This is a genomic window from Mesorhizobium sp. DxT (genome assembly GCF_058448885.1).
Genome location: NZ_JBZFLJ010000001.1, coordinates 780376 through 796999, shown reverse-complemented (window position 1 = coordinate 796999; position 16624 = coordinate 780376). Strand labels below are relative to the sequence as shown.

Here is a 16624-nt window from a genome sequence, read left to right as displayed (position 1 = left end):
ACTGCCCGAAAACGTGCAGTAGAGCCCGCTGCACAACCGCAAGGCAATCGAACGCCGTTGTTTCGCGCTGCTGGACTTGGCAGTTTGCCCGTGTATTTATACGCGCCGGCTTCGGGGGAGGGCGTACATCATGTGCGATCCGGTTCCGAGTTCCGTATCTTCAAAGATCCGTTCCATATTTGGGAGGTTACTTCATGGATCGTCGTTCATTCATCAAGAAGGCCGGCTTTGCCGGAGCCGGCGCTGTCGCCGCTTCCACGCTTGCCGCGCCGGCCATTGCGCAGGGCAACCAGACGTGGCGCATGGTTACTACCTGGCCGAAGAATTTTCCTGGCCTCGGCGTGGGCGCGCAGCGTCTGGCCGACCGCATCACCGCAGCGTCCGGTGGTCGGCTGACCATCCAGGTCTTTGCCGCCGGCGAGATGGTGCCGCCGCTGCAGGCACTTGACGCGGTGATCGAAGGCTCGGCCGAGATGAGCCATGGTGCTGCCTATTACTGGCAGAACAAGAGCACGGCCCTGTCGTTCTTCACCGGCGTCCCCTACGGCATGACCTCGCGCGAGCTTACCGCCTGGGTTCGCTACATGGGCGGCCAGGAGATCTGGGACGAGATTTACGACCAGTTCGGCGTTCAGGGCTTCCTGTCTGGCGATACGGGTACGCAGGCCGGCGGCTGGTTCCGCAACGAGCTTACCGGCGTCGACTCGGTCAAGGGCCTGCGCTTCCGCACGCCGGGCCTCGGTGGCCAGGTGTGGGAGAAGCTTGGCGCATCCGTGACCAACATGGCAGCCGGCGAAATCTTCCAGGCGCTGCAGACCGGTACGCTCGATGCGGCCGAGTTTGTCGGCCCCTACAATGACCTCGCGCTCGGTTTCTACCAGGTTGCCAAAAACTACTACTTCCCGAGCTTCGTCGAGCCGGGCCTTGCAACCGAGCTGGTCGTCGACAAGGCGAAATACCAGGCACTGCCGGCCGACCTGCAGGCGATCGTCCGCGACTGCTCCCAGGCGGAATACGACGCGGTTGCCGCTGACTTCGCGGCCAACGATCCGCGCGCGCTGCAGACGTTGGTCAACGACCACGGCGTGCAGGTGCGTCAGTTCCCCGAAGAGATCCTCGAGGCCGGCGCCAATGCGGCCAAGGAGATCATGCAGGGCCTGCTGGATTCCAGCGATGCGCTGACGAAGAAGACCGCCGAGAGCTTCGTCTCTTCGCTCAACATCGTTCGCGAGAAGACGCAGGGTACAGACTCGCTCTTTATCCAGGCTCGCGAGAAGTACTTCAAGATCTAAGCCGTCAACGTATCGCAAAAGAAAGGCCCGGGAGCGATCCCGGGCCTTTTTGCTGGCCTGTGCGAATGCCGTCCTAGCTGTAAAGCAGGCGCGGCAGCCACGTCGCGAGACCGGGCACCAGGAACATCAGCGCCAGCGCCACGACCTGAAGCAGCACGAACGGAATGGCGCCGCGGTAGATCATGCCCGTGGTCACGTTGTCGGGTGCAACCCCACGCAGGTAGAACAGGGCGAAGCCGAAAGGCGGTGTCAGGAAGCTCGTCTGCAGGTTCATGCCCACAAGAACGCCGAGCCAGACCGGATCGACACCGAGGTCGAGGAGGATAGGGGCGGTAATCGGGATCACGATGAAGATGATCTCGAACGTGTCGAGGATGAAGCCGAGCAGGAACATGATCGCCATTACGACGATGACGGCGCCGACAACGCCGCCCGGCAGGTTGGCCAGAAACTCGTGAACCAGATTGTCGCCGCCCATCAGGCGGAAGACGATCGAGAACACCGACGCGCCGAAGAGGATGATGAAAACCATCGAGGTGATGGTCGCCGTTGCGATCGCGGCTTCGCGAAGCACGCGGAACGATAGCCGCCAGCGCAGGGCGGCCAGGACCATAGAACCCACGGCGCCCACGGAGGCCGCTTCGGTCGGCGTCGCGATGCCGCCGAGGATCGAGCCAAGCACCGCTGCGATGAGCGCCAGCGGTGGAACAAGCGCGACAACGACTTCCCGCGCAAGGTGCTGTTTTTCTTCAGTCGGAACTGGCGTGGCTGGGCAGGATTCGGGCGAGAAGATCGCCTTGAAGACCATCCACCCCAGATAGAGGCCAACCAGAAGGAGGCCTGGCAGAATCGCGCCTGCGAACAGGTCCCCCACCGATACCGGGGTGGGCGCGAAATTGCCCTTTGCCATCTGCACCTGGGCATTGATGCCGGCGAGCATGTCGCCCATGAAGATGAGCACGGTGGACGGCGGGATGATCTGACCCAGTGTGCCCGAAGCACAGATGACGCCGCAGGCGAGTTTGGGGTCGTAGCCGGCGCGCAGCATGGCCGGCAGAGAGATGAGGCCCATGGTAACGACGGTCGCGCCAACCACGCCGGTCGATGCCGCCAGAAGCGCGCCGACGATGATGACGGACATCCCCAGGCCGCCGCGCATGTTGCCGAACAGCTTGCCCATGGTGAGTAGAAGCTGCTCCGCAATCTTCGAGCGCTCGAGCATGACACCCATGAAGATGAACAGCGGAACGGCGACCAGCACCTCGTTGGTCATGAAGCCGATATAACGATTGGCCAGTGCGCCGAAGTTCGAAGGGTCGAACACGCCGAACCACATGCCGACAAGGCCGAACATCAGCGACACGCCGGCGAGCGTGAACGCCACCGGGAAGCCGAGCATCAGGAAGCCGATGATTCCAAAGAACATCAGGCCGGCGAAGATCTCGCCGAGAAGGACGAGATCCATCAATGGTTCTCCTGCTGGGTTTCGTAGCGATAGTCGGCGGGAAGGAGATGGTCGTTGCGCGTCAGAACCAGAATAGAGCGCAAGGCCATGGAGATGCCCTGTATGGCGATCACGAAGGCGAAGACCAGGATGAAGCTCTTGAGGATGAAGAGGCCCGGCATGCCGCCGACATTTGCCGAACCTTCATAAAGCCGCCAGGAACGGGTGATGAAGTTCCAGCCATAGGCATAGACGATCCAGGCGAACGGCATCAGGAAGAACACCACGCCGATGAGATCGATCAGCGCTTTTCGTTCGGGATCGGCCGGGCGGTAGAAGATGTCCACGCGAACATGGTCGTTGCGCAGCAAAGCAAAGCCGGCGACGGCCGTGAACATGGCGCCGTTGAGCCAGACATAGAGGTCCTGCATCCACAGATGTGTTGTGGCGAGCGCATAGCGCTGAACGACGACGGTGAAGCAGACCAGCACGATGGCAAGCGACAGCCACGAGAAGACGTTGCCGACCACTCGATTTATCGCGTTGATGATCTGGACGATGGCAGCAAGGACTTTCATGGGTTCCGTCTCCGAACCTCGATCCCGTGATGAAGAACATGGTGGTGGCGCAGCACGCGGCGTGCCATCGCAGGCTCCCTTGTGGCACGTCCGGCGGCGATGCCGGAAATGCGTTCCCCTAGACGTTTTTCGTTCTTTTTGACAAGCCTGCGACTCCCGTCAGGACACGCGGGCTGGCCATTTTGTCCCGGCGCATTAGCAGGTTGACGGAGGCTTGGAAAGCAATGGGCTGGGCTTTTCTGCGAAGAGCAGGGTCGGCAAGCGCACTTTGGCTGGCTCAGGCGATTTCGTTTGACGGAGGCGGTTCGGGCAGAAACACTGAAGTGACGGCACGCCACGCTCCGCGCTCCGACGCACGGGCGGCTACCCACGAGGAGGACGTTGATGACGCTGCACGAAGTCGCGCTCGACGACAAATTCGACCTTTCCAAAGAGCGCATCTTCATATCAGGCGCCCAGGCGGTCATCCGCATGCTGATGATGCAGCGCGAACGGGACCGGCGCGCCGGTCTTTCGACGGCCGGCTTCATCTCAGGTTATCGCGGCTCTCCATTGGGCGGGCTCGATCAGCAGCTCTGGCGCGCAAAGCAGCAGCTCCAGGAATCAGACATCGTCTTCCAGCCCGGCCTGAATGAGGAACTGGCGGCGACTGCGTGCTGGGGCACGCAGCAGACCGAGCTTCTTGGCGAAGGCAAACATGACGGCGTGTTCGCCCTCTGGTACGGCAAGGGACCCGGCGTCGACCGGACGGGCGACGTGTTCCGGCATGCCAATCTGGCTGGTTCCTCGAAGCATGGCGGTGTGCTGGCGCTGATGGGCGACGACCATACGGCGGAATCGTCGACCAATGCCCACGCGACCGAATTCGCGTTCGTCGATGCCATGGTGCCAATCTTCAATCCGGCGGGTGTGCAGGAGCTGATCGACTACGGCCTCTACGGCTATGCGCTGTCGCGTTTCGCCGGCACCTGGTCGGCGATCAAATGCGTCAAGGACAACATCGAATCGACTGCTTCCGTAGACGTATCGCTCGACCGGCTGAACATCATCCTGCCGGAGATCGACATGCCGGCGGGCGGGCTCAATATTCGCCACGAGCTCGACCAGTTCGCGCAGGAGAGCCGGCTGCACGACTACAAGCGCGCGGCGGCAAGCGCTTTCATTCAAGCAAACGGGCTCAACCGTATCGTCTATTCGGGCGGCAAGAACCCGAAGATCGGCATCCTCACCATCGGCAAGAGCTATCTGGACGTCAGGCAGGCGCTCGATGACATTGGCATCGGCGAAGCCGAGGCGAACCGCCTTGGCGTGCGCCTATTCAAAGTGGCCTGTCCCTGGCCGCTGGATTACGCACATATCGCGGAATTCGCCCGGGGCCTTGAAACGATCGTCGTCGTTGAGGAGAAGCGCTCGCTTCTGGAGACGCAGGTTCGCGAGAATCTCTACGATACGTCTAACCGCCCGACCGTCGTCGGCAAGAAGGACGAACGCGGCGCAACCCTGTTCCAGGCAGCTGGCGCGCTCGACCTGAACGACATTGCCATTGCGCTCGGCGAACGCATCCTCAAAACGGTCGGCCATTCGGAGGAGATCGCTGCGAAGGTCAGCCGGTTGCGCCAGTTCCAGGCGATGCTGGCGGATACGACCGACGTCGCCAGCCGTACGCCCTATTTCTGCTCCGGCTGCCCGCATAACTCGTCGACCAAGGTGCCTGAGGGATCAATGGCCGCAGCCGGCATCGGTTGCCATTTCATGGCGCTCTGGATGGACCGCTCGACCGTGGGTTTCACGGCGATGGGCGGCGAGGGAGCGCAATGGGTTGGCCAGGCGCCGTTCTCGAAGCGCGGACACATGTTCCAGAACCTTGGCGATGGCACCTACAATCACTCGGGGTCGCTCGCCCTGCGCTTCGCGGTCGCCAGCAACGCAAACGTCACCTACAAGATCCTCTACAACGATGCCGTCGCGATGACGGGCGGGCAACCGCATGAGGGCAATCTTTCGGCGGACATGATCGCCAATCAGGTGCGTGCCGAAGGCGTCGAACGCATCGCTGTCGTCACCGACGAGCCGGAAAAATATGCCGGCCGCGCGCAGTTTCCGACCGGCGCAACGATTCATCATCGCGATGATCTCGACTCCGTGCAGCGCGAGCTGCGCGATGTGAAGGGCGTTTCGGTGCTGCTTTACGACCAGACCTGCGCGGCGGAAAAGCGGCGCCGGCGCAAGCGGGGCACGTTTCCGGACCCGGACAAGCGCGTCATCATCAACGAGCTTGTCTGTGAAGGTTGTGGCGACTGCGGTGTCGCTTCCAACTGCGTTTCGGTGCAGCCGGTGGAAACGGAGTTCGGCCGCAAGCGGCGGATCGATCAGTCGTCGTGCAACAAGGATTTTTCCTGCGTCAACGGGTTCTGCCCCTCTTTCGTGACTGTGCATGGCGCGAAGATCCGTAGGGCGGAAGGCGTTGCTGGAAGGGCAAACCCGCTAGACGGTGTCCCCGAGCCGGCACTGTTCACGCTCGGAAAACAGGGGTGGTCTTCGATCATCGACGGTATCGGCGGTACCGGCGTCGTGACCGTAGGGGCGGTGCTGGGCATGGCCGCGCATCTGGAGGGCAAGGGCTGCGGCATGATCGACATGGCAGGACTGGCGCAGAAGGGCGGTGCCGTTTTTTCACATGTGCGCATCGCCAATGCGCCGGAAGACATCCAGGCCATTCGCGTTTCTGCCGGCAAGGCCGATCTCGTGCTGGGCTGCGATCTGGTCGTTTCCGGCTCCAAAAAGGTTCTGGCGTCCGTGCGCGAAGGCGAGACGATCTTCGTGGCCAACACGGCCGAAGTGATGCCGGGCGACTTTGCCCGATCCGCCGACTTTTCCCTGCCGACCGAACGCGTCAAGAAGGCGATCCGTACCGCTGCCGGTGAAGACAAGGCGCATTTCTTCGACGCTACCAACACCGCGTCCGTGCTTTTCGGCAATTCGCTCGGCGCCAACATGTTCATGCTCGGCTTTGCATATCAGCATGGCGGTTTGCCGCTGTCGGCGGAAGCAGTTGAAAAAGCGATCGAGCTCAACGGCCAGGCGGTGGCGATGAACATTGATGCGTTCCGGTGGGGACGCCGCGCCGCGCACGATCCAGAATTCGTTCGCGATCTGGTCGAATCGTCGCGCAATGCGGCAACTGGTCGGCAATTGTCCGAGACGCTGGATGAGGTCATTCAACGCCGTGCCGCATTCCTGAGGGAATATCAGAACAGGTCGTATGCCGCACGCTACCTCTCGGCCGTGCAGGCCGTGCGCGAAGCGGAGGAGCGCGCGGTGCCGGGCTCGACCACTGTCAGTGAGGCCGCTGCGCGCAATCTTTTCAAACTGATGGCGATCAAGGACGAGTATGAGGTCGCGCGCCTCTACACCGACGGGTCCTTCCAAAAACAGCTCGCTGGCCAGTTCCAAATCTGGGACCGGCTGGAATTTCATCTCGCCCCGCCCATTCTCGGTCGCAAGGACGCTGACGGAAAACCGAGGAAATCCAGCTTCGGACCGTGGATGATGAAGGGGTTCTCCGTCCTCGCCCGCCTCAAGGGGCTGCGGGGAACCGCCCTGGATGTATTCGGCTACAGTGGCGAGCGCCGCATGGAACGCCGTCTGCTGAGCGAATATGAGGGCGATCTCGAGACAATCAAACAGGCACTGGCGCCCGGCAGGATAGAGGCGGCGACTGCACTTGCCTCAGTGCCGGCGATGATCCGTGGCTATGGTCATGTCAAGCAAGCCAGTGTCGACAGAGCGGCAGGGGAAAGGCAGCGTCTGATCGCGCGTCTGAATGCTCCATCGTCAGATGAGACACTAAAGGCTGCGGAGTAACCAACCTTGGAAGCCTATGGAGAAATGCCTTCGCCGGCAGGTCGCATGTAAACAAGTACACGCATAAGTCTTTCTTAATGCAAGCGTGTCATGAAGAAACACTGCATGACGCGCGAGATGAACCGAGTGAAGCCCGACCAGGTACCCGGAGACGTGTACGTCCAGTTCGTGCGCTCGTTGTATGACAACGTGCACATGCTGCTGATCGGTGCGTTCTGTCACGCGGTCGTCTCGGGCATGTCCTACATCAAGACCGGCCACGACATATTCTTGTGGATGGCTGTGCTGCTCGCGTCAGTCGGTGTGTGGCGCTATTTCAGCATGCGCCGCGTGGTCAAGGATGCCGTCATCCGTGACTATGGAAGCGCCAAACGCTGCGAAAGCGAATATATTCTGCAAGGCAGCATTCAGGGGCTTGCTCTCGGCAGCTTCTGCTTCATCGCCATTTTTCTCTATCCGGATCCTTATGCCGAGGTGTCGGCAATCGCCGTTACGATGGCCTCGATGGTTACGGTGGCCGGCCGCAACTACGGCTCGCCCCGCATGGTGGCGATCTTTTCCCTGACCTTCGTTACGCCGATCGCGGTCGGTCTGCTGATGCGTGCAGACCCGTTCAACGTAGTTCTCGGTCTGCTCATCATTCCGTTCTTCTTCATCATTTCCGGCACCGCCAAGGGCGTTCGAGAAGTGTTGTTCTCGGCTGTTATAGGCCACAAGCGTGCGGACCAGATTGCCCAGCGTTTCGATCGGGCGCTCAACACGATGTCGTCGGGGCTGATCATGCTCAGCCCGGAAGGCAAGGTCGTGGTGGCAAATGCGGAAGCCGCCGGCCTCATGGGGGTGCGCAAACCCGACATGCTGCTGGGGCGTACGTTGCGCGGGCTTCTGATGCGCGGCGTGGCGGCGGGGATGTTGAGCCTGAAGGATTCGCGCTACGCAGAAACCCAGCTCACCCGTGCGTTGCGGGACGGCAAGGATCGGAAGGTTCTTCTGAGGCTGACCGATGGACGCTACTTCGAGTTTTCGGCGCGTGAAGGCCACGATGAACTGGGAGTCATCACATTCGACGAAGTCACTGCCCGTATAGAGGCGGAGGAGCGGATACGCTTCATGGCGCGTTACGACAGCCTGACGGGGTTGCCCAACCGCGCCTATTTCCATGAAGTTGTATCGGAGGCGGTTGCTGCCGGGGATCAGAATCGCAAGGTCGCGCTTGCAGTATTCGACCTCGATGACTTCAAGAGCGTCAACGATACGCTGGGACATCCAGTCGGCGACGGGCTCATCTATGCCGTTGCCGAGCGGCTGAACCGCTTCGCGGGCGACGATGTCCGGGTCAGCCGCTTCGGTGGCGACGAATTCATGATCTTCTTCAACGACGTTCAGGAGCCAGAGGCGTTCCCGGCACTGCTCGACGAGATATTTTCCAGCCTGAACGGCGACGTGGATGTCGCAGGTCATGCCTTGCGGATCCAGACAAGTGCCGGCGCGGTTCTGGCCGCGGCCAGGGACGCCGATGTGGATGCAATGATCGTGAAGGCGGATCTGGCGCTCTACAAGGCCAAGGAAAACGGCAAGAACGGATGGCGGCTGTTCGAGGCAGCCATGGATCAGGCGTTCCGCAACCGGCAGGTGATGAAGGCGGATCTGCGCCATGCCGTGGAAACCAGTGGGCTGCGGGTCGTCTATCAGCCAATCGTTTCGATGGAAACGATGCGGATCGCGAGCTGCGAAGCCTTGTGCCGGTGGGACCACCCCGAGATCGGTCCGATCTCGCCCGCGGTTTTCATCCCATTGGCGGAGGAGATGGGCATCGTCTCCGATATCAGCACCTTCATGCTCGAAGCGGCTACCCTTGAGTGCTCCAGGTGGCCCGACCCGATCAGCGTGTCGGTGAACCTCTCGGCAAAGGATTTCCGCAATGACAGTGTGATTGCCAAAGTGCGCCATGCGCTGGAGAAATCCGGCCTGGCACCGCACCGCCTCGAGATCGAGGTCACGGAAACCGCGTTGCTGGACGACAAGTCACAGACCCGAACCTACATCGAGCAACTGAAAGCGTTAGGTGTGCGTATCGCGCTTGACGATTTCGGCACGGGCTATTCCAGCCTCAGCTATCTGCACACGCTTCCACTCGACAAGGTGAAGATCGATCGCTCCTTCCTTGTCGACGTGACCCGCAATCAGCGCTCGCTCGAGCTGCTTAAGGGCGTGGTGAACCTGTCGCGTCCGCTGGGTCTTGCCGTCACGATCGAAGGGGTCGAGACCTTCGAACAGTTGAAGGTTCTGGCCCTGAGCGTGAAGCCGGATCTCGTGCAGGGTTTCCTCTTCGGCTCGGCCCTCACGGCCTCAGGTATCGACACGATGTCGACCACAACCTGGCCTTTCGTCAGCCAGATCGACGACTCCCTCGCTGCATCCAACGGCTGAAAATTCCCGTTTTCGTCTTTTCAAACAGAGCTGAAAGTTAACCTTTTCTTAAGGTTAACTTTCGGTAAACGGCGAGGCTCGGATTTTCGCCTTTACTCACCTCTAGGTTAATGTACCGTTAATTTGGTCGAGTGACGTGACCAGTTGCGGGGATATGATGGAGTCACGAGTAGTACCGCTTTCGAATGCAGTGGAGGGTGCGGCCTCTGTTGCGTCGGCGGAAGAGTCCAGCTTTTCCAGAAGCGTATCCGCACTGCTTGAGCACATCGAATACCGGCGCTGTGAAAGCGGCGAAGACATCGAGGCGATCTATCGCCTGCGTTACGATGCCTATCTCGCAAGCGGGATGATAACGGGCTCATCGACGCGTATCGTCGAGGACGAGTTCGACGACCTGCCTAACTCCTATCGCTTCGGCATCTTCATCGACGGCGAACTGGCGAGCACGATCCGTGTCCACCACGTCCACCCACAGATGCCGGTTTCGCCGAGCGTGCAGGTCTTTGGCGATGAACTTAAACCGCGACTTGCCGCGGGCGAGACGTTCATCGATCCAAGTCGCTTTGCCGCGGACAGCGAATTTTCCCGCGCGTTCAAGGCGCTACCCTACGTGACCTTGCGTCTGGCGGTGGCGGCCTGCTCCTACTTCGATGTCGACTATTGCCTGACTGCAATCAAGGAAGAGCATACGGGTTTCTATCGCCGCATATTCGGTTCCGAGCAGACGATGCCTTCGCGGACGTATCCGGGTCTCGTCTGCCCCGTTTACCTGTTCCAGTCGAAATGCTCGGAGAACATGGCGAAGACCATCGAGCGCTTTCCGTTCTTCAAGTCGACCCCTTTCGAACAGAGGATGCTGTTTGCCCGGCCGCCTAAGGGCGAACTCGCCCCGCTGACCATCCTGCCGACGGCGAAATACATGAAGCGCGCCGCCTGACCGGTTCCGGTCCGTTTTTCTTGTCTTTCGGGGAAGGGGCGTTCATAAGCCGTCGCAGATACGGGCGATAGGCGAACTGCCCGCATTCGAGGACATATGAACGCAAGGGAAGACATCGTTCGCGCGGCGATATGGTCCGGCGAACTGACGGAAGACGAGATAGAGCGCGTCCGGCGCGGGGTCGTCGAACGGCAGTTCGCAAAGGGCAGCTATGTCTGCCATCGCGGCGACCGGCTCGATCACTGGACTGGGGTCGTCAGCGGGCTGGTGAAGATCAGCGCCATCTCCCGGGACGGAAAGGCCATGACCTTTGCCGGCGCGACGGACGGAAGCTGGTTTGGCGAGGGGTCGGTTCTCAAGGACGAACCACGCAAATACGATGTCGTGGCAATCCGCGATACGCGCATGCTGATGGTGCAGCGCGCCACCTTCATGTGGCTTTACGAGAACAGCAAGGGCTTCAACCGCTATCTGGTCCGCGCGCTAAACGAGCGCATGGGACAGTTTCTTGCGACGATCGAATACGACCGCATTCTCGGCCCCAAGGCGCGCGTGGCGCGCAACCTGTCGTGGTTCTTCAACCGGGTGCTTTACCCCAAGGCAGGACCTGCGGTGGAGATCAGCCAGGAGGAACTCGGCCTGCTGGTAGGCGTCTCACGCCAGGTGGTCAACCGCTGCCTGCAGGAGCTTCAGGACGAGGGGCTCCTTAGGGTCGAGCACGGCCGGATCACGCCGATCAACATTCAGGCGCTCACGATATACGACGCGTAAACGCGGGCACGGCCACGTCCCACACAATGTTTCAGCGATTTCTGGAAGGGCGAGCTCACACGAGCGCCCAGCTAAAAAGACAATGTGCCGGTCTGTCTGTCAAGGGCATTGTTGCCTGACGGGGCGATTCGTGAAAACTTCCGACGAAGAAGAGGATTTCCGACAGGCGGGAGGTGCCTGTCGGGCATAAGGGGCGGTTGAACGCTTCCGACGGGAGGAATTGGGTTTTGGCGCAAGCTGCGACCTCGCTTGATACGTTTCCGAAGTATCTGCTGCTCAATGCGGACCGTTTCCGCAATCGCCCTGCCATGCGCCACAAGGATCACGGCATATGGCAGAGCTGGACGTGGGCACAGCAGCTCGACGAGGTGCGGGCATTTGCCGTCGGCCTCGAAGCGATCGGTTTTTCCCGCGGCGACAAAGTCGCGGTGGTGGGGGCGAACCGTCCCCGGCTCTACTGGACATTTGTCGCGGTTCAATCTCTGGGCGGGGTGCCGGTACCGGTCTATGCCGACGCGGTGGCCGAGGAGATGGCCTATGTTCTCGACCATGCGGGCGTCCGCTTCGCGGTCGTCCAGGACCAGGAGCAGGTCGACAAGATCCAATCCTTCAAGGACAAGATTCCCGCGCTGTCCGAAGTGATTTACGACGAGCCTCGAGGCTTGCTGGATTATCCTTCGGAAGGGTTGCACAGCTTCGCCGCGGTGCAGGCGAAAGGCCTCGCGGTGTTGGCGGCCGAGCCCGAGCGGGCCCGGCGCTGGGAGGAAGGCATCCGCAACGGCAGCGGCGACGATGTTTCCGTCATGCTCTATACGTCTGGCACAACCGGGCGCTCCAAGGGGGTGATGATCAAGGCGGCGGGCGCCGTGCAGGCCGCATCCGACACAGTCGCCTTCGACCGGATCACCGAGCACGACAGCGTGCTGGCTTATCTCCCGCTGGCATGGGTGGGCGACCACTATCTGAATTACGCGCAAGGTTACGTGGCCGGCTTCTGCATGAACTGCCCGGAAAGCCCGCAGACCGTTCCGCAGGACCTGCGGGAAATCGCGCCGTCGTTCTATTTCGCGCCGCCGCGCGTCTTCGAAGGTCTCCTGACCAGCGTGACGATCCGCATGGAGGATGCAGGGCGGTTCAAGAAGTGGATGTTCCGGCACTTCATTGAGGTTGCCCGCAAGCACGGCGAGGCTATCCTGGAAAAGCGCCCGGTGCCGCTTTCCGGCCGGTTGGCCTACGCACTCGGCAACGTGCTGCTCTACGCGCCGCTGCGCAACGTGCTCGGCATGTCTAACATCAGGGTTGCCTATACGGCTGGCGAGGCGATCGGCGGCGACCTGTTTTCGTTCTTCCGCTCCCTCGGCATCAACCTCAAGCAGCTCTACGGCCAGACCGAGGCCTTCCTCTACGTGACGGCCCAGCAGGACGGTCAGGTACGAGCCGACACGGTGGGGCCTGCCACGCCAAACGTCGACATCCGCATTTCGGAAAGCGGCGAAGTGCTGTTCCGCTCGCCCGGCCAGTTCTCCGGCTATTACAAGGAGGATGAGAAGACCGCGGAGGTGCTGACACCGGACGGCTTCATCAAGACCGGTGATGCCGGCTTCTTCGACAAGGACGGTCAGCTCAAGATCATCGACCGCGCCAAGGATGTAGGCCGGCTGAACGACGGTTCGCTGTTCGCGCCGAAATATATCGAGAACATGTTGAAGTTCTTCCCGAACATCAAGGAAGCGGTAGCGTTCGGCAACGACCGCGATTTTGCGACCGCTTTCATCAACATCGATCTTCAGGCCGTCGGCGACTGGGCAGAGCGCAACAATATCGCCTACGCGTCCTATCAGGAACTCGCGGGGCACCCACAGGTCTACGAGATGATCGCGCGCAACGTCGACGAGACCAATCGGCGCCTTTCCAAAGAGCCGATGATGGCCGGTGCGCAGATCAAGCGCTTCCTCATTCTGCACAAGGAACTCGACGCCGACGACGGCGAACTGACGCGAACGCAGAAGGTGAGGCGTGCCTTCGTCGACGAACGCTACCGCGAACTTATCGCCGCCTTCTATGACGGCTCGACGGAGAAGTATGTGGAGACGGAAGTCACCTATGAGGACGGCCGCAAGGGCAAGATCAGGGCGACTGTGAAGATCGCCGATGCCACGATGCATGGTTCGCCCCAGCCGCAGGCGGTGAGGGAGGCAGCAGAATGAACGCCCACGCTGCCGGAACCCAGTTCATAGCTGCAGACGATGACGGTGTCGCCAAGGGCGATACCCTGCTGGAGGTCAAGAACGTTTCCTTGTCGTTCGGCGGCGTGAAGGCGATCACCAACATCTCCTTCGACGTCAAGAAGGGCGAGATCCGGGCGATCATTGGCCCGAATGGCGCCGGCAAGACGTCGATGCTGAACGTCATCAACGGCTTCTACACGCCTCAGGAAGGCACCATCACCTTCCGCGGTCAACAGCGCCGGGCTATGAAGCCGCACCATGCGGTGCGTCAGGGCATTGCACGCACCTTCCAAAACGTCGCGCTGTTCAAGGGCATGACGACGCTGGACAACATCATGGCCGGCCGCTCCGTCCACATGAAGCGCAACATCGGCTGGCAGATGCTGTGGCACGGTCCGGCGCTGACCGAGGAGATCGAGCATCGCGAGAAGGTCGAGGAGATCATCGACTTCCTTGAGATCGAGCACATACGTCGCACCCCCGTCGGCAAGCTGCCATACGGACTGCAGAAGCGCGTGGAACTTGGCCGCGCGCTGGCCATGGAGCCCTCCCTGCTGCTGCTCGACGAGCCGATGGCGGGCATGAACCTCGAGGAAAAAGAGGACATGAGCCGGTTCATCATCGACGTGAACCAGCAGCGCGGCACGACGATCGCCCTGATCGAGCACGACATGGGCGTGGTCATGGACCTTTCCGACCGTGTCGTCGTTCTGGACTACGGCAAGAAGATTGCCGACGGAGCGCCGGACGAGGTGAAGAACGACCAGTCGGTCATCGATGCCTATCTTGGCGTAGCCCATTGATGGAAAGGAAACCCGATGGAAAACCTGCCGCTGACACCGCTGATCTCGTTGATCGCGGGCGTTATCATCCTGATCGTGCCGCGACTGCTCAACTACATCGTTGCGATCTACCTCATCGTTATCGGCCTTGTGGGCCTGTTTCCGCAACTGACGCCCTGACGGGCTCATAGGGGGAAGCCGGAGAATGGAATTTCTGCACTCGATCCTGATCAAGCCCTTCGCGGATATGGCGACCGCGCCCGATTTCCTGCTGCAGGTGCTTTGGGAAGGAACCGTCTCCGGCACCCTCTATGCGCTGATCGCGCTTGGGTTCGTGCTCATCTTCAAGTCGTCGCGCATCTTCAACTTCGCGCAGGGCATCATGGTGGTGTTCGCCGCGCTTACCCTGGTCGGCCTGCACGAGAACGGCGTGCCGGCCCTGCTCGCGGTGCCGATGACGCTTGCGGTCATGTATGTGCTGGCTATGAGCATCGAGCGCGTCGTGCTGCGTCCGCTGGTGAACCAGCCCGACATTATCCTGTTCATGGCGACGATCGGCATCACGCTGTTCCTGATCGGCTTCGGCGAAATCATCTTCGGTGGTGAAAACAAGCGAATGATCACCGAGGAACTGATGATTCCGACAGGCAGTTTCGAGTTTGAGCCGTTTGGCGGCTTCCTGCTGATCGAGCAGAAGGATGTCACGGCGGTGGCCGGCGCGGTGATCCTCGTGCTGGCGCTCCTGATGTTCCTCAACAAGTCTAAGATGGGGCGCGCGATCCGCGCGCTCGGCGACGACCACCAGGCCGCGCTCTCGGTCGGCATCTCTCTGTCGACGATCTGGGTGCTGGTCTGGTTCATCGCCGGCGTCGTGGCGCTGGTGACCGGCATTGCCTGGGGTGCGCGCGCTGGCGTGTCGTTCGCGCTGGAGGTGATCGCCTACAAGGCGCTTCCGGTGCTGATGCTTGGCGGGCTGGAATCGGTCTCGGGCGCCATTATCGGCGGACTGCTCATCGGCATCCTCGAAAAGCTGTTCGAGATCTATTGGGGACAGCCGCTGCTGGGTGGCAACACCGAGACCTGGTTCGCGTACGTGTTTGCGCTGTTCGTGCTGCTTTTCCGGCCGCAGGGCCTGTTCGGCGAAAAGATCATCGAGCGCGTGTAAGGAAATTTCGTCATGCTTTATCGCGTCGCCGGACAATACAAGACCAGCTACAAGGCCGATTTCGCCCTCTTCCCCGTGCGGCAGGATGCGTGGCTACTCGCATTCATTCTGGTGCTGGCATTCGTCGTCTTCCCGATGACGGCCAGCGAGTTCGTTTTCCGCACGCTGCTGATCCCGGTGCTGATCTATTCGCTGGCGGCGCTGGGGCTCAACATCCTGACGGGCTATGCAGGGCAGCTCTCGCTGGGGACCGGCGCCTTCATGGGCGTCGGCGCCTATGCCTGCTACAAGCTGATGACGATCTTCCCCGGTCTCAACCTTCTTGCCGCGGTGCTGATGTCGGGGTTCGTTTCGGCGGCGATCGGCGTCGCCTTCGGCCTGCCGTCACTGCGGATCAAGGGGTTCTACCTGGCGATCGCGACGCTCGCCGCGCAGTTCTTCCTTGTATGGTTGTTCCAGAAGTGGGGCTGGCTCTACAACTATTCGGCCTCCGGCGCCATTCAGGTGCCCAATATCAGCATATTGGGCTTCACCTTTGCGGGACCGACCGCGCCGGCCGTCAACCAGTATTTCTTCGTCCTGTGCACGGTGACGCTGATAACGTTCGTCGCGATCAACCTCACGCGCGGCCGTATAGGCAGGCAATGGAAGGCCGTGCGCGACATGGACATCGCGGCTGAACTGGTGGGCATCAACCTGATGAAGGCGAAGCTGCTCGCATTCTTCGTGTCGTCCTACATCATCGGCGTGGCGGGCGCGCTGTTCGTCTTTCTCTGGCGTGGCGCGGCCGAGGCGAACCTGTTCGACATACCGCTGTCTTTCCGTGTCCTGTTCATCGCCATCATCGGCGGCCTTGGCTCTATCCTCGGCAACTATCTCGGGGCGATTCTGATCGTTGCATTGCCGGTTATCATCAGTGGCGTGCCGGCTGCTTTGGGCCTGCCGCTCACACCGGCTACGGTCGATCACCTTAACATCATGATCATCGGTGCTCTCATCATCCTGTTCCTGATCCTGGAGCCGCACGGTCTCGCGCGGCTATGGGCGGTGGCACGGGAAAAACTCATCATATGGCCGTTCCCGCACTGAGCGGGTTCGAAGTGGAGGAAGTCCGGGCAACCGGGTTCGAAGGA

General features: G+C 61.0%; 12 protein-coding genes. 10 read left to right on the top strand and 2 right to left on the bottom strand.

Translation table 11 applies throughout. The features are described 5' to 3' along the window. Nucleotides 1-194 precede the first annotated feature (194 nt). The gene (locus ACVJNE_RS03750; RefSeq protein ID WP_499563056.1) at nt 195-1292 is read left to right on the top strand and encodes a TRAP transporter substrate-binding protein; all 1098 of its coding nucleotides are present in this window, start codon (nt 195-197) and stop codon (nt 1290-1292) included. A gap of 73 nt (nt 1293-1365) precedes the next feature. Here ACVJNE_RS03750 and ACVJNE_RS03745 read toward each other — a convergent pair whose 3' ends face one another. Further along, complete coding sequence (locus ACVJNE_RS03745) at nt 1366-2757, bottom strand: TRAP transporter large permease (protein WP_499563054.1); 1392 nt, start codon at nt 2755-2757, stop codon at nt 1366-1368. Beyond that, the gene (locus ACVJNE_RS03740) at nt 2757-3314 is read right to left on the bottom strand and encodes a TRAP transporter small permease subunit (protein WP_499563052.1); all 558 of its coding nucleotides are present in this window, start codon (nt 3312-3314) and stop codon (nt 2757-2759) included. Before ACVJNE_RS03740 ends, ACVJNE_RS03745 begins: the two co-directional genes overlap by 1 nt. Nucleotides 3315-3698: 384 nt before the next feature. Here ACVJNE_RS03740 and ACVJNE_RS03735 point away from each other — a divergent pair, with 384 nt between their 5' ends. The 9 genes from ACVJNE_RS03735 to ACVJNE_RS03695 all read left to right on the top strand — a co-directional run bounded on the left by ACVJNE_RS03735 (nt 3699) and on the right by ACVJNE_RS03695 (nt 16580). Beyond that, a complete protein-coding gene (locus ACVJNE_RS03735; protein ID WP_499563050.1) occupies nt 3699-7178 on the top strand; it encodes an indolepyruvate ferredoxin oxidoreductase family protein in 3480 nt (1159 codons plus the stop codon). Between the two features lie 117 nt (nt 7179-7295). Then, nucleotides 7296-9608 carry a putative bifunctional diguanylate cyclase/phosphodiesterase gene (locus ACVJNE_RS03730; RefSeq protein WP_499563212.1) on the top strand — a complete coding sequence of 771 codons (2313 nt, stop codon included), beginning with the start codon at nt 7296-7298 and terminating at the stop codon, nt 9606-9608. Between the two features lie 157 nt (nt 9609-9765). Continuing rightward, the gene (locus tag ACVJNE_RS03725; RefSeq protein WP_499563048.1) at nt 9766-10545 is read left to right on the top strand and encodes an N-acyl amino acid synthase FeeM domain-containing protein; all 780 of its coding nucleotides are present in this window, start codon (nt 9766-9768) and stop codon (nt 10543-10545) included. 96 nt (nt 10546-10641) lie between these two features. Further along, complete coding sequence (locus ACVJNE_RS03720) at nt 10642-11316, top strand: Crp/Fnr family transcriptional regulator (RefSeq protein WP_444726193.1); 675 nt, start codon at nt 10642-10644, stop codon at nt 11314-11316. Between the two features lie 227 nt (nt 11317-11543). Beyond that, a complete protein-coding gene (locus ACVJNE_RS03715; protein ID WP_499563045.1) occupies nt 11544-13523 on the top strand; it encodes an AMP-dependent synthetase/ligase in 1980 nt (659 codons plus the stop codon). Beyond that, entirely contained in the window at nt 13520-14347 is an 828-nt protein-coding gene (locus ACVJNE_RS03710; protein ID WP_499563043.1) for an ABC transporter ATP-binding protein, read from the top strand. The genes ACVJNE_RS03715 and ACVJNE_RS03710 overlap by 4 nt, the downstream gene beginning before the upstream one ends. Nucleotides 14348-14362: 15 nt before the next feature. Beyond that, nucleotides 14363-14506: a DUF3096 domain-containing protein gene (locus tag ACVJNE_RS03705; protein WP_499563041.1), complete on the top strand. Its 144-nt coding sequence runs from the start codon at nt 14363-14365 to the stop codon at nt 14504-14506. A 25-nt stretch (nt 14507-14531) separates the two neighbouring features. After that, entirely contained in the window at nt 14532-15491 is a 960-nt protein-coding gene (locus ACVJNE_RS03700; protein ID WP_499563039.1) for a branched-chain amino acid ABC transporter permease, read from the top strand. A gap of 12 nt (nt 15492-15503) precedes the next feature. Continuing rightward, nucleotides 15504-16580, top strand: coding sequence for a branched-chain amino acid ABC transporter permease (locus ACVJNE_RS03695; protein ID WP_499563037.1), 1077 nt, complete (start codon nt 15504-15506; stop codon nt 16578-16580). The last annotated feature ends 44 nt before the right edge of the window (nt 16581-16624 follow it).

Coding starts and splice junctions, on each gene's coding strand:
- ACVJNE_RS03750 (WP_499563056.1), top strand. CDS start 195: ATGGATCGTCGTTCATTCATCAAGAAGGCCGGCTTTGCCGGAGCCGGC.
- ACVJNE_RS03745 (WP_499563054.1), bottom strand. CDS start 2,757: ATGGATCTCGTCCTTCTCGGCGAGATCTTCGCCGGCCTGATGTTCTTT.
- ACVJNE_RS03740 (WP_499563052.1), bottom strand. CDS start 3,314: ATGAAAGTCCTTGCTGCCATCGTCCAGATCATCAACGCGATAAATCGA.
- ACVJNE_RS03735 (WP_499563050.1), top strand. CDS start 3,699: ATGACGCTGCACGAAGTCGCGCTCGACGACAAATTCGACCTTTCCAAA.
- ACVJNE_RS03730 (WP_499563212.1), top strand. CDS start 7,296: ATGAACCGAGTGAAGCCCGACCAGGTACCCGGAGACGTGTACGTCCAG.
- ACVJNE_RS03725 (WP_499563048.1), top strand. CDS start 9,766: ATGGAGTCACGAGTAGTACCGCTTTCGAATGCAGTGGAGGGTGCGGCC.
- ACVJNE_RS03720 (WP_444726193.1), top strand. CDS start 10,642: ATGAACGCAAGGGAAGACATCGTTCGCGCGGCGATATGGTCCGGCGAA.
- ACVJNE_RS03710 (WP_499563043.1), top strand. CDS start 13,520: ATGAACGCCCACGCTGCCGGAACCCAGTTCATAGCTGCAGACGATGAC.
- ACVJNE_RS03705 (WP_499563041.1), top strand. CDS start 14,363: ATGGAAAACCTGCCGCTGACACCGCTGATCTCGTTGATCGCGGGCGTT.
- ACVJNE_RS03700 (WP_499563039.1), top strand. CDS start 14,532: ATGGAATTTCTGCACTCGATCCTGATCAAGCCCTTCGCGGATATGGCG.
- ACVJNE_RS03695 (WP_499563037.1), top strand. CDS start 15,504: ATGCTTTATCGCGTCGCCGGACAATACAAGACCAGCTACAAGGCCGAT.